At 55.5% G+C, this 13285-nt stretch carries 11 protein-coding genes; 6 read left to right on the forward strand and 5 right to left on the reverse strand.

The genetic code is table 11. The features are described from left to right. Positions 1–12 precede the first annotated feature (12 nt). The gene (locus tag GSQ86_RS19385) at positions 13–672 is read left to right on the forward strand and encodes a class I SAM-dependent methyltransferase (protein ID WP_158751839.1); all 660 of its coding nucleotides are present in this window, start codon (positions 13–15) and stop codon (positions 670–672) included. Here GSQ86_RS19385 and GSQ86_RS19390 read toward each other — a convergent pair. Continuing rightward, on the reverse strand, positions 662–1762 hold the full coding sequence (locus GSQ86_RS19390; protein WP_158751840.1) for a radical SAM protein: 1101 nt from the start codon (positions 1760–1762) through the stop codon (positions 662–664). The genes GSQ86_RS19385 and GSQ86_RS19390 overlap by 11 nt on opposite strands. Before the next feature lie 139 nt (positions 1763–1901). Here GSQ86_RS19390 and GSQ86_RS19395 point away from each other — a divergent pair, with 139 nt between their 5' ends. After that, a complete protein-coding gene (locus tag GSQ86_RS19395) occupies positions 1902–2612 on the forward strand; it encodes a metal-dependent hydrolase (RefSeq protein WP_158751841.1) in 711 nt (236 codons plus the stop codon). Positions 2613–2677: 65 nt separating this feature from the next. On the opposite strand, the gene GSQ86_RS19400 is transcribed toward GSQ86_RS19395, so the two are convergent. From GSQ86_RS19400 to GSQ86_RS23705, 3 genes are all read right to left on the reverse strand, one after another. After that, entirely contained in the window at positions 2678–2902 is a 225-nt protein-coding gene (locus GSQ86_RS19400; protein WP_158751842.1) for a hypothetical protein, read from the reverse strand. Between the two features lie 259 nt (positions 2903–3161). Further along, positions 3162–5537: an APC family permease gene (locus GSQ86_RS19405; RefSeq protein ID WP_158751843.1), complete on the reverse strand. Its 2376-nt coding sequence runs from the start codon at positions 5535–5537 to the stop codon at positions 3162–3164. Between the two features lie 124 nt (positions 5538–5661). Next, a complete protein-coding gene (locus GSQ86_RS23705; RefSeq protein ID WP_256366850.1) occupies positions 5662–5787 on the reverse strand; it encodes a hypothetical protein in 126 nt (41 codons plus the stop codon). A gap of 46 nt (positions 5788–5833) precedes the next feature. On the opposite strand from GSQ86_RS23705, the gene lnt reads away from it, so the two are divergent. From lnt to GSQ86_RS19420, 3 genes are all read left to right on the forward strand, one after another. After that, entirely contained in the window at positions 5834–7441 is a 1608-nt protein-coding gene (gene lnt, locus GSQ86_RS19410) for an apolipoprotein N-acyltransferase (protein ID WP_158751844.1), read from the forward strand. Positions 7442–7520: 79 nt separating this feature from the next. Further along, a protein-coding gene (gene prfB / locus GSQ86_RS19415) for a peptide chain release factor 2 (RefSeq protein ID WP_158751845.1) occupies positions 7521–8655 on the forward strand; the annotation gives its coding sequence in 2 pieces (ribosomal slippage) (positions 7521–7589 and positions 7591–8655; 1134 coding nt in all). Positions 8656–8657: 2 nt separating this feature from the next. Then, positions 8658–9074: a CoA-binding protein gene (locus GSQ86_RS19420; protein WP_158751846.1), complete on the forward strand. Its 417-nt coding sequence runs from the start codon at positions 8658–8660 to the stop codon at positions 9072–9074. 52 nt (positions 9075–9126) lie between these two features. Here the strand turns inward: GSQ86_RS19420 and GSQ86_RS19425 are convergent, their stop codons facing one another. Then, the gene (locus tag GSQ86_RS19425) at positions 9127–10701 is read right to left on the reverse strand and encodes an FAD-dependent oxidoreductase (RefSeq protein WP_158751847.1); all 1575 of its coding nucleotides are present in this window, start codon (positions 10699–10701) and stop codon (positions 9127–9129) included. A gap of 203 nt (positions 10702–10904) precedes the next feature. Here GSQ86_RS19425 and GSQ86_RS19430 point away from each other — a divergent pair, with 203 nt between their 5' ends. After that, positions 10905–13019: a protein-disulfide reductase DsbD gene (locus tag GSQ86_RS19430; RefSeq protein WP_158751848.1), complete on the forward strand. Its 2115-nt coding sequence runs from the start codon at positions 10905–10907 to the stop codon at positions 13017–13019. Positions 13020–13285: the final 266 nt, after the last annotated feature.

Genomic DNA, 13285 nt, shown 5'->3' on the forward strand with positions numbered 1-13285 from the left:
TAAAGGCATGAGATGAGCGTGCTGCGTAGCCTATTCAGCCGCGGTCAGACAGAGGAGCAAGGGCAGAAACCCACTTTGCTTTCCGGACCGCGTATGCCCCGCCATTCCAGCGGGTGGTCAGCCTTGCAGCAACATCTGAAGGCAGAGTCCTCTTTGCGCGTACTGGATATCGGGCCCACCTCGCCTTCCAATATCAACCATCTCACCAGCATGGGTCATAGCGTCTGGATGGCGGATGTCGTCCACGAGGCTTTGAAGGGTGGATGGGAAACACCAGCGGAAGAAGGCGGTGAGCCAGGATTCGACCTGGATGGCTTCTTCGAGCAGAACCTTAATTTCAGCGGCCGCGAATTCGATGTCGTGCTGCTGTGGACGACTCTTGATTACGTGCCCGACGGACTGATTGCACCGCTCATCGAGAGGCTTCACCGGTCCCTGGTAGCGGGTGGACGTGTGCTGGCGCTCTTTCATACGAAACCGAGCGGCCCCGAGACAGCCTTCTGCCGGTATCACCTTACCGAAGGCGATACCATCGAGATGCAGGAGAGCGCTCCGTTCCCGGTGAGGCGCGTCTATACCAATCGGAACATCGAGAAGCTTTTTACCGCCTTCAGCAATTACCGCTTCTTTCTGGCTAAAGACAATCTCTACGAAGTCATCATCACGCGCTGAATCGGCGCCTTATGTTTTCGGCACGGGCAGGCTTCCACATTCTGACGGGCTCTGGCCAGAGTGACTGCTGGACCGGCCTGGTATCCCGCGGAATTCTCTCTGAAGGGATCCATTCACTCGCTCTGTTGCCGAGCCCGTATTTTTTTACGGCGGCGGCGAGCAGATCGGAAATGCGCTTCTGATAAGCCTTGGAAACAAAGGCATCTTCGCCATACCGCTTCTCGTAGGAAGCCTCAAGCGCGGGAAAATGCTCACGCACAAAGCTTAAAAACGTCTCCTTCGAGCACGGTTTCAGGAAAAGGGGATTGGCAGCGAGAAAATTCGCATCGGTTGCGCGAGCGCGTTTTGCCATGGAGTCAAAAGCCGCTGGCGTGTCGGTGATGCCGGGCATAATCGGGCAGCATAAAATTCCCGTTCGCAGGCCCTCCGCACGAAGCGCAGCTACTGTTTTGAAGCGCAGATCAGGCCGCGGAGCCCGCGGCTCAAGGATGCGAGCCAGCTCGGTGTCAGGGGTCGTAATGGTGATATGCAGCACGAGCCGGTTACGCTCGGCGATCTTCTTCAGCAAGTCGAGGTCTCGCAAAATCAGCGTCGATTTCGTCACAATGCCCAAATGCAGCCCGCGACATTCGGCGAAGACCTCCAGCAGGCTGCGTGTCACCCTGGCACGGCGCTCAATCGGCTGATAGGGATCGGTAGCGGTTCCGATGGCGATGAGCTCGTTGGCATGCATCTTTCTTAGTTCCTGACGCAGTAGCCATGCTGCATTCTGCTTGATAAAAATGTGCCGCTCGAAAAGCTGAGGATCGCGTAGCTCCATAAATTCATGCGTGTAGCGCGCATAGCAGTAGCGGCAGGCGAATTCGCATCCGCGATAAGGATTGATACTTTTTCCGAAGGGCAATCCGCGTTTAGAGACAGAGGTGTTTAGAATCGACCGCACTGCGAGCGCGCTGTACTGCGTCAGGTGACCGGTATTCGTGACCTCAGCATGGCTTGCGAGGCGGGCAATGCCGACTAGCCCCGGGTGGGCGTCTTCTTCAGTAAAGAGGGAACCCGATCTCTCTATTTTCGCCTTTTCTTCGCTCATGGCCACTACAATACTCTTGTCCTAAGGAGGCGTCAAGCGCGGGTTTTTTAATCAGAAAATGAAGAAATTAGCGCTCCTGATGCGCATCCTAGAGCAAAGAAGCCGAAGAATTTTCGCATAAGAAAACAGGAGTATCTATATGGCGGACTTGAAGGGCACAGTAGTGACCTGGTTGGGGCATGCTACCGTTCACATTGCAACCGCGAAGGGAACATCGATCCTCATCGATCCATTCATTGAGCAGAATCCAAAATTTCCGAAGAACTATAAGCTCCCCGAGAAAATCGATCTGATCCTTGCGACTCACGGACACGGCGATCACATCGCAGATCTGGTTTCGGTGGCTACGACCCATCATTCGACCGTAGTAGGCATGGTGGAGCTCACGGGATGGGCGCAGTCGAAGGGCGTGAAAAATGCGGTTGGAATGAATCTTGGAGGATCGTGGAAGTATGAGGATCTGACGATCAGCATCGTCGAAGCCAGGCACAGCTCCGGCATCGAGGACGGCGGCAAGATGATTTATGGCGGTGAGCCCATTGGGTTCGTCATCTCAATTCAGGACGGCCCAGTGCTGTACCACGCAGGCGATACCAGCGTTTTTCTCGATATGCAGCTGATCCGCGATCTATATCATCCGGAAGTTGCCATGCTGCCCATTGGAGACCACTACACGATGGGACCAAAAGCTGCTGCCCTGGCGGCGAAATATCTTGAAGCCGGAACAATTCTGCCGATCCACTATGGAACTTTCCCGGTACTCACAGGAACACCCGCGGAGCTTGCAGGTTTTCTGGAGGGAAGTGGTATCGAAGTGAAAGCTTTAACGCCGGGCGAGAGCCTGCGCTGAAGAGACTAAAAGGGCGGCGGTGTCTCATCGTCAGACGCCGCACCTCTTGTATTCGGGATGACGATCTACTTCTTGCCGGCTTGCTGTTTTCTACGCTCGGCCCACCGTTTTTTCATGGCTTCGCCAATACGGCGCCGGCCCTCGGCACTCATCGTGCTCTTACGCTTGCGAATAACAGACTTCCTGCTTCCCTCGTAACGAGCGGTGGATGATCCTGCAAGTAGCGCGCGCGCTTCTTTAAGACGCGCTATTTCTTTGTCGAGCTCAGCGACGATTTTGTTGACTTCCACTGTTCCTCCATGGGAGAACGTCGATTCAGGTAAACATTCATGAGTGGAGGTGTCCGTGCCAGACGAAGTAAAGAAACTTATCCGCAATTAAACCAACGGTACCGGCAGGGGCAACCTATTAATAGCAAAAAAAAACGAAAACAATGAGTATTAACTACTCTTTCACTCTACGGCACCAGCACGCGCTTGACAAATCGTAGCCCGGATAACTAAGTGGAATTGACGATAGTAAGTTGTATTTTGTTCAGCCAGAGCGGAGCTAGTTCTCGTGATCGGCAGAGCCTGATGAAGGTCGCGGGGCTGGGATGGAGTAATCGCTTCGATCTCTTCCAGTCTGTATTCCGGCAGGCGTTTCCAGTGTCGACTTACTACCATCCTTGGTATAACGCCGGATATCTCGGAGAGTCTCCTGCTTGTCGCGCGCATATTCAATTGCAAGACGCGTGAGCGCGTAGGTAACTATATCGCTGTGGTGCAGTCCCTGCATTTCAGGATCGCGGCGGAAGTTCAGCCACAGCCTGTGGACTAACTGCACATCGTCAGCCTGCAAGGCAGGCGCGTGCGGTCCGATATGAAAGCCCTGCGCGTCGCCATTTGCGGTTACAACATAGAAAGTAAACTGGCGCTTCGGCTCCGGTAGATTCTCCCATGCCTGCCCCACATGGTAAGCCTGTTCCTGCGCGGTCATTTTGTTAGATAGTCCTGAAACAAGCGCGGTAACTTCCAAAGAATTCGCTGTCTGCACCAGTGCGGCGAAGATATCGCCAGCGGGAACTACCAGCAGTGATATGTGTTTACCAAAACTTTCAGCGACAGAGACGGCCTTGGTAAAGAGCATTTGTTCGTGCTCGCTGAAGAGCTGCTCAGAGGGGTCGATATATTCGGGTCCGCCGGCTCCCATCATGCGTGCCGTCAACACAACAACGTCTTGATCGTCTGTATTCGTGCGCGATAAAGCCCACTTCAAAGCGAAAGGATTTACTGCATCCCGCATCGTGACCAGAATGCCGCCGGGACGAATTTCCAGCGCTTCGCGTCCGATCGTATCCTGATGCTCAAGCTGGAAATGCTCCTTCATCTGCTTTTCGGTAGCAGCCTGTTTCCGTTTGTTGCGCCGCTCGGAAATGGTGAAGATAACGTAGAAGGTAGCGGCAAAGAGCACGCCGCTCTTAGTGGCGACACTCTTCGTAAAGAGGTTTACGATTGCTGTGGAGAAGAGAACGAGAAACACTGAGAACAAGCCGACCGGCAGCTCTACTTTGCCGATACGGATATTGATGGGAACTTTCCAGCCACGCTCGCCTTTGTACTTCCATCGCAACACTAGCATGGCCAGCGAGTTGAAGGTAAAGCTCCAGATCACACCGAACGCGTAAGCTTCACCAAGGGTGATGACGTTGCCGCGACTCGCGATGATCGTGAATAGCTGCAGCGCCGTAACCAGGTTCACGATGCGATAACTAGTGCCGAACTTACGATGCGGTTTGCGAAACCAGTCCGTCAGTACGCCGTCTTCGGCAATGCGCATCAAGACGCCGGTCGAGCCGATGATCGATGTATTGATCGCACCGGAGAGGATCAAAAAGCCTACGATCACGACAAAAACGCGGAAGACAATCTTCAGCGTGAGCGGTCCCACCATATACATGGCAAGCCCGGCGATCAGATTGTCGCGGAACACCGGTACGCGCACGGAATCCGGGATCAGCATGACAGCCAGCAGTGAAACGATGCCGGTAAATACCAGGCTGTAGATCGCGATCACGATTGCGGCGCGCTTCAGATTCTTGAGCTTCGGGTGCTCAATTTCGCGGTTCACCTGCGCCAGCGTCTCTTCGCCGCTCATTGCAAGTACCGAATGCCCGAAGGCCATCAATATGCCGAAGAGTCCGAGCGTGGTGGCAAACTTCGTTCCTGAAAGAAAGCCGAGAGCATCGTTAGAAAAATGCAGGTTGGAAGGAACCGGGAGCGGCGGCAACGGGGCGCTGAGGTGAATCGCAGAGTAGATGCCCCAGCCCAGCAGCAGGACCACCATAACGGTGGTGATCTTCATGACTTCGAGGGCCTTGTCGGTTGATTCCTCAATGCCCTTGGTGTTCTGCCACCAGTAGTACATCGTGACCGCAGCGCAAAAAACTGCCGATGTCTCATTCATCGGCAATTGGCGTGCGTGGCCTCCGTGGATGAGCGCGACAGGTAGCCATCCGTGCGTCGCCCCTACTGCCATGAGTTCATTCAGCAGGCCGGTAATATATTGTCCCGCAGATACGCCTGAGATCGGGCCGGTAAGGATGTAATCAAACATCAGGGCCGAGACACTCAGCTTGGCGAAGGTGCCGCCCAATGCTTCTTTCACCACACGGTAAACGCCGCCGCGCGTGAACATGGAACAGCTCTCCACGTAGACCGCGCGAACGGCAAATGAGAAGAGCATGACGCCGAGAATGAACCAGGGCGCAGCTTTTCCCACCGCCTCTTCTGCAATGCCACCAGCGTAGAAAGCTGATGAGCCTAAGTCATTGAGAACGACCGCTGCCGCCCGCCAGAAGGAGATGAAAGTAAGCATGACCGAGGAGGCGACAACCAGCCTTACTCGGTTCGATTGCGGAGCGGTAAACGTTTGACCAACTGACATGGATGAAAGGTGACGACCTGGCTACTCACCACCAGGCGAGTGACTGCCCCGGCGAGGACGCTCAGCGCTGAGTGTATGTCTAGTTGGACCTATAGTCAATGAAAGGATGCCCTTGTAGAGTGGGTCAGTCACCAAGAAGCTCGTGAAGATCCTCGACGAAGCTGATGATAATGACGATCGACGCTCCTGCCATCCCGATGAAGAAGAGATAGGTCAACACATGCATTCCGAAATAGACAAGAGTGTCCACACAAGCATTCTACCGCGATCTGGCCAGAATGGTAGACTCACCCTGAATGCGCTCTTATCTACGCAATCCCATCTTGCTTGGATTGCTCTCCGCCGTCCTTCTGGACCTGCCATTCCCTATCGCCGGGCCTATGCCGCCGTGGCGCGCCGTCTTTTCATGGATCGCACTGGTACCGCTGCTTTACGGCCTGCTTTCCGAGTCCAGCTTTAGCGCGCCGCGATATCTCCAGCGCAGTGCGCTCGCCGGGTACGCATGCGGCGTGCTCTGGTACATCCTGAACTGTTATTGGATCTACGACACCATGCTCTATTACGGGCATGTGCCGGCTCCAGGTGCAGCAGGTATCGTGCTTCTTTACAGCCTGGTGCTGGGACTTTACTTCGCGCTCTTCGGTTTTCTGATTGCACTTTGCCGCAAAGCGTTTCGATCGAATACGATTCCCCTGGCGCTCGCGCCGTTCTTCTGGGCCGCTATTGAGCTTGCCGCCTCACGCATCACCAGCGTTCCCTGGGACCAACTGGGTTATGCGCAAGTCGATAATTTTTTGCTCACGCGTCTCGCGCCCTTTACTGGTGTCTACGGAATCTCTTTCGTTTTGATGGCGGCAAATGCACTTCTCGCTGCAGCTTTGCTCGCTAGATCGATTCATACGCGTATTCGCTTAGGTGTGGGAGCTGCGCTTCTGATTGTTCTTTTTCAACTCGGCTCTCTCTTCGCGCCGAAATCGGCTTCCACTTCGGTCTTCAGTGTCATGTTGCAGCCGAACCTCGACGTGGGCATGGATAACGAATGGGTCGGCCCTGTATGGGACGAAAATGCGTCGTGGATACTGGAGCAGAGCCGTCTCACCTGTACACCTGCGTATATTGGCTTGCCCTGGCCGGCCGCAAAGTTGCAACAACCACAATGCAGCCAGAATGTCCCGCCTCCCGGGGTCGTCGTCTGGCCGGAGGCGCAATCTTCGCTGGGCAGCAATGATCCACACACGATCGATTTGCTGCGTGAGATGGCAACTTCCACGCATGCGCCGGTCGTCGCCGGCATGCTCGGCCACGACCAGACTGGAACCTACAACTCAGGCGTCTTCACCATACCGGATGGCAACGTCATCGGTCGTTACGACAAAATCCATCTTGTCCCCTTCGGTGAATACGTGCCGTTCCGCAACGTCTTCTTTTTTGCGGGACATCTCACACAACAGCTCGTCGACCTGCAGCGCGGAACGGATCGCAAGGTATTTCGCTCGAATGGTCATACATTCGGCATCTTCATCTGCTATGAATCGATTTTTGCCGACGAAGTCCGTCAGTTTGCAAAGAATGGCGCGGAGGTATTCGTCAATATCTCCGACGATGGCTGGTATGGCGACACCAGCGCTCCCTGGCAGCACCTGAACATGGCGCGCATGCGGTCCATCGAGAACCACCGCTGGATTCTCCTCGACACCAACAACGGCATTACGACTGCCATCGACCCGCAGGGCAGAACAACCGTCAGTTCACCGCGTAATATACGAACATCGCTCGTAGCCCGTTACGGATATGAAGACGACCTGACCTTCTATGCTCGCCACGGCGATCTCTTCGCCATGCTGTGTGGGATAATTTCTATAGCGGCCGCGGCAATGGCAGTACGCTCTGTGGCACGTCGCTAAGTTTTAACTGATGATGAGTGGAACGGGCTTTAGCCACGGTCTGCTCCTCATACATTGAATAAAAAGACAGGTCTCCTAAGTGTTGAACGATCTCGAATTCGCCTACACTCCCGTCCGGGACAAAGTCCGTGACCTGCGGGAGTATCTTTGACTCCGCCCGTCTCCGCAAAGAACTAGCCGTCATAGAAAACAAGCTCTCCGATCCTGCGCTGTGGGCGAATGCCGCTCTGTCGCAGCCGTTGATGCGCGACCGCAGGCGTTATGAAGATCAGCTTGCATCGGACGATGAGCTTGTCCGTCGCGCCGGCGATATCGAAGCTTATTTCGACCTGGCTCGTGAAGGCGAGTCGGTCGAGTCTGATCTTGAACGTGAGATTAAATCGCTGAGCGATTATGTCGAAAAGCTGGAAGAGCGCACCATGCTCTCCGGCGAGAACGATGCACTGAATGCGATCGTCACTGTGCATCCAGGCGCCGGTGGTACTGAAAGTCAGGACTGGGCAGAGATGCTGATGCGCATGTATCTGCGGTGGGCGGAACAGCAGGGCTTCAAGACGGAAATGAACGACTATCAGGATGGCGAAGAAGCAGGCATTAAGTCCGCGACCTTCACTGTCACCGGCGACTATGCCTTCGGGCTGCTTTCCGGCGAGACCGGTGTGCACCGCCTGGTACGCATCTCGCCTTTCGATCAGGCTAAGCGACGGCACACATCGTTCGCCTCCGTCTTTATTTCGCCGGAAATCGATGACTCCATCGAGATCGACATCAAGCCTGACGACATCCGAACGGACACTTACCGCTCAGGCGGAAAGGGCGGCCAGCATGTCAACACGACGGATTCAGCCGTGCGCATCACGCACATTCCTACTAACATTGTGGTGCAATGCCAGAACGAGCGCTCGCAGCACAAGAACCGCGAGAAGGCGATGAAGATGCTGCGCTCGCGCCTCTACGAATACGAGTTGGACAAGAAGAAAGCCGAGAGTAAGAAGCTCGAAGACTCAAAGCTGGACATTAACTTTGGATCACAGATTCGCTCTTATGTCCTGCAACCCTATCGCATCGCCAAAGACCATCGCACAAAAGTGGAAGTAGGCGATGTAGACAAAGTATTGGATGGTTTCCTGGATCCATTTATCCGCGGATATCTGTTGATGCGTAGAAACGGCGGAGTGCCTGTCGTAGCGGATGTTGGAGATGATCTGGAGTAGTTATGAACGAGCCCAACACCATCCGTGAAATCCTCGACAACGCGAAGACCATCGCCGTAGTCGGCCTGACCAACAAAGAAGGTCGCGCCAGCCTCGGCGTCTCGCGTTTCATGCAGAGTCGCGGATATCGCATTATCCCAGTCAATCCGAAAATTGAAAGCGCGCTCGGCGAGAAGGCTTATCCCTCGCTCGACGCCGCGCTCGAAGCCGCTGGCAAGATCGACCTCGTGAATGTCTTTCGCCTGCCGCACTACATACCGGACATCGTGAAAGACACGATCCGCCTCAAAATTCCGTACCTCTGGATACAGGAGGGCATCGTGCACGAAGAAGCCGCGGCTCAGGCCGAAGCCGCAGGGATCAAGCTTGTCATGGACCGCTGCATCCTCAAAGACCGTATGGCTGCTGGCTGGGTCTAGTCATCCAGGCGGACGCGCCTCCCGCGCCACAAGACAGACGGCGCTTCGATTCCTAACTGCTTCGCATCTGCTCTGCAATGCCATGAATGGCGCGATGCGCTGATAACGCCGCGCCCTCCTGCCAGCCAACAATATGGCTCAGGTAATCCCCGGCAAAGTAGATTCTGCCATCTGGCTTATTCAGTTCATCGTAAGCAGGCTTGGTAGAAGGAATCATGTTCATCGCGAAGCAGCCAAGGCTGTAGGGAATTCGCTGCCACGAAATATAAATCGGCTTCGTCAGCGACTGGCCGTGTCCCGGATGCAGCACCTCAACCGCAGCACGCGACGCATCGAGTTTTGCCTGCACTGTCGGCAACGCGCCGAACTCGGTAGGCTTGCCATCGTCGTAGTCATTTTGCTCGAAGTTGAAGCCCGAGAGAATGATTCCTGTTTTCGTAAATAGTCCGGCGCTTGGATACCAGACCAGATTCACAATCTGTTTCGGAAAAGAAATGCCGCCATAGATGTTGTACTGCTTCTCCCAGAAGCGCGGAGCCTCCCATCCAATCTTGTAAAGGGATGCCATCGTCATGCCGCTGAAGGCCTGCTTCGTCTCCGACGAACAGTCGATATCGAGTGTCTTGAGAATACTCAGCGGAAAAGTGCAGATGCAGTAATCGGCTTCGATGCTTTTGGGCGAACCACTCTCCGTGTATTCCACCCGCACGCCGTTCGCAGTCTTGGCGACCTTCTTTACCAAGGTCCTGTAGTGAACGATATCGCCCAGCGATTTCGCGAACGCATAAGGAATGCGGTCCATGCCGCCGACAGGCTGAAACATGGTCGCCTGCCAGTCGATCTGCTCCTCGTATAGCTCACCCGTAGAAAAATCCGAAATCAGCAGCTCATGCAAACTAAGCGGCGGCCGCAATTTTTCTTCATCCGAGCCCGCGCCGGGAGGGGAGACAAAGCCGCTGCGCTCCGAGCCCTTGTAACTAAAATCTTTTGAAAGATCACCATACTGTTTCAAAAAAGCAAGCATTCGCTCCGTGTCTTCCGTGCTCAAAACCTTATCCAGCCCATGCTGGTCGATGCACTTGGCGAGCAGCTCAGACACATAACCGCGCGTATCGTTGACCACCTGTCGCTGTTCCACCGGCTTGCCGCCGTTCAATGTGTCGGCCTGCATCAGCGTGCTGCGCGAGGTATTAATCTCAACTTCCAGCGGCACACCCAATTCTTCGCAGTAGCCCAGGATGGTGCGATGGATGGAAGGCAGGCGCGCCGGCCCCGCATTTAAGTAATGGCCATCCTGCCAATCGCAGTTCTGAACAGTGCCATCTGTAAACTCCACCTTGCTTCCGTTGCGGACGCTCCAGTTTCTGCCTCCGGGACGCTCCCGCGCCTCAAGCACGGTACAGCTGAAACCAGCCTTGCGTAGCTCATAAGCCGAGACCAATCCGGCGATGCCGCCGCCAAGGATCACGATCTTTTTGCCCTTGCCAAAATCGGCCGGCAGAGCAGGCAGCGGAGAAGCCTCTGCTTTCGTGGCCATGAGGCCGAGCGCCTGCATAGCCGTAAATGCCGCGCGATAGCCGCCCGCCATCGCAACCCGGCCAATAAACGTACGCCGTGTCCACGCCATCAGAAGCAGTCCTCCGGAACCAGAAAGAAACAGCTAAGAAAGGAAGTGCCTCCAGTGTCGCCTGCCGGTAAGTAGTTGGCAACAGCATGGAAATCCCTTTTATTCCGGATAAAGAAATGTTTTGCTCCTCGGGGGATTTCACCCCACCTGGACAATCTGTAACCTCGACGCCCCGGGCAGCGTCCTACAATAGAAGGAACAACATGCGCGCACGTATTCTGATTCCGGTCCTCTGCCTCCTGTCTTTTCTTGTAGCGGGAACCACTGCCGCATGGTCCGCGCCGACAGCGACCGCACCGCATCTCACCGTTCAGCTCGCAGTACCACCGGCAGAAATCTTTCCGGGACAGAACTTCACCGCGGGACTCTACTTCAAGCTTGATCCCGGCTGGCACGTCTATTGGGTCAATGCAGGCGATTCCGGTGAGCCGCCTCGCATCCGGTGGACGCTACCAGAAGGCGTTACAGCCGATCCGATGCAGTTTCCCGCGCCCAAGCGCCTGCCGCTTGGTCCGCTCATGGACTTCGGCTATGAGAACGAAGTTCTCTTTCCCATCCCCATGCACATCGGCACAGCATTCAAGCCGGAAGGAAACTCGACGACTCTCAGCGCAAGGGTAGACTGGCTCGTCTGCCGCGAAGTCTGCCTTCCCGGCAAAGCGACGCTCGATATCGAGCGCAAAGCTCTATCGTCGCCACCCTCCGCGCCGACGTATATCAGTGCCGACCAGCAACTCATCGCGCGATTTACTCGCACTCTGCCGCAGCAGCTGTCTGCAGGCATGCTGGCAAAATTCACGCCTACGGCAACCGGCTTCGATCTCACCGTACTTACCGGCAGGAGCGAATCTACAGCACAGTTCTTTCCCTTCGATCAGAACCAGCTTGCCAATGCTGCACCGCAGCCAGTGAAGCCGCTGAGCAACGGCATTCAGATCAGCCTGAAGAAGGACGAAAATCTTCAGAAACCGCCCGATCAGCTGCACGGCCTCATCGTGCTGTCAGATGGCGAAGCGCTCGAGATTCATGCGACACCCGGCACCCTGGCCGCTGCCTCTACATCCGAAGAAAACTTTGGGGCGCTAGCAAAAGTTGTTGGCCTCGCGTTTATCGGCGGTATGATTCTCAACCTCATGCCCTGTGTCTTTCCCGTCCTGTTTATCAAGGGGCTTTCGCTCGTCCAGTCATCGCAGCAGGAGCGCCACAAGCTGCGCGCCCACGGCTGGGTCTACACGCTGGGCATTCTCGTATCTTTCTGGGCCGTAGTGGCTGTTCTGCTTGTGCTGCGCGCTGGTGGACGCGAACTGGGCTGGGGCTTCCAGTTCCAGTCGCCTACCTTCATCGCCATCATCGCCATGCTGCTTTTCTTTCTCGGGCTCTCGCTGACGGGCATGTTTGAGGTCGGCCTCACGCTCACCAGTAAAGGCTCAAGCCTGGCCGCCCAGCATGGATACGCAGGCAGCTTCTTCACCGGCGTATTAGCCATGGTCGTTGCCACGCCCTGCACCGCGCCGTTTATGGGAGCAGCCATCGGCTACGCGCTCGCGCACTCCGCATTCGTCAGCTTCATCATCTTTACTTCGCTGGCTTTAGGACTAGCCGCGCCCTACCTGTTGTTGACCTTCAATCCTGCATGGACAAGCCTGCTGCCGCGTCCCGGCGCGTGGATGGAAATCCTCAAGCAGGCAACATCCATCCCTATCTTCGCCACTGTGATCTGGCTGCTATGGCTCTTCGCCCACAGCGCAGGCTTGAACGCTCTCGCTGGACTGCTCGCCGCATTTCTGTTGCTGGCCATTGCCGCATGGATACTTGGCCGCTGGCCGGCAAAAGCTCCGGCGACCGCCGCCGCCGTTGTCGTGCTCGTATTAGCCGTCGCGCTGCCTGTTTTTGCTGTGCGCACCTTTGCTGCCACGCCAGCGCAGGCTTCCGCGGCACACGATTCCAACTGGCAGCCATTCTCCCCGGCGCTTGTAGAAAAGTACCGTGCTCAGGGTCGCCCTGTTTTCGTTGATTTCACAGCGAGCTGGTGCCTCAGCTGCCAGGTGAACGAGCGCGTCATTCTGAGCCGTGACGATGTGCAGAAAAAACTGCGTGACGGCAATTTCGCTCTCATTCGTGCTGACTGGACCGACGCCGATCAGACTATCACCGAGGCGCTTAACGCGCTGGGCCGCAGCGGCGTTCCCACCTACGCAATCTATCCCGCATCCGCACAGGAGCAGCCCCAGGTGTTGCCCGAAGTTCTTACTCCGGGGATTGTTCTCGACGCCATCGACCACCAGCAGCAGAAGCAGGCTTCGCTCGTTACTAAGTAGGGTCTTCTCGCGGAAAAATCTGAGTGTAGATCTTCAGCTGATTCGTCGCCCTCGACCCATGCGACGCGCAACGTTATTGGCCTGCTCATAAAAACGAAAACGGCGCTGCTGGCCAGTCGTTTCTTCATGCCGCAAATAAAAATTACTTCTCAGCTGGCCATCATGCGTTTGTAAAATTCCTGTCACACAACTGTGGCATTGTCTTTCTGGTGATCCCATTGCACTTGTAGATTTTCCTCGACGTGGCAAGCATGTCTATGCACAAT

Source organism: Acidobacterium sp. S8 (genome assembly GCF_009765985.1).
Lineage (GTDB): Bacteria > Acidobacteriota > Terriglobia > Terriglobales > Acidobacteriaceae > Alloacidobacterium.

Coding starts and splice junctions, on each gene's coding strand:
- GSQ86_RS19390 (WP_158751840.1), bottom strand. CDS start 1,762: ATGAGCGAAGAAAAGGCGAAAATAGAGAGATCGGGTTCCCTCTTTACT.
- GSQ86_RS19430 (WP_158751848.1), top strand. CDS start 10,905: ATGCGCGCACGTATTCTGATTCCGGTCCTCTGCCTCCTGTCTTTTCTT.
- GSQ86_RS19385 (WP_158751839.1), top strand. CDS start 13: ATGAGCGTGCTGCGTAGCCTATTCAGCCGCGGTCAGACAGAGGAGCAA.
- GSQ86_RS19420 (WP_158751846.1), top strand. CDS start 8,658: ATGAACGAGCCCAACACCATCCGTGAAATCCTCGACAACGCGAAGACC.
- GSQ86_RS19425 (WP_158751847.1), bottom strand. CDS start 10,701: ATGGCGTGGACACGGCGTACGTTTATTGGCCGGGTTGCGATGGCGGGC.
- GSQ86_RS19395 (WP_158751841.1), top strand. CDS start 1,902: ATGGCGGACTTGAAGGGCACAGTAGTGACCTGGTTGGGGCATGCTACC.
- GSQ86_RS19405 (WP_158751843.1), bottom strand. CDS start 5,537: ATGTCAGTTGGTCAAACGTTTACCGCTCCGCAATCGAACCGAGTAAGG.
- lnt (WP_158751844.1), top strand. CDS start 5,834: ATGCGCTCTTATCTACGCAATCCCATCTTGCTTGGATTGCTCTCCGCC.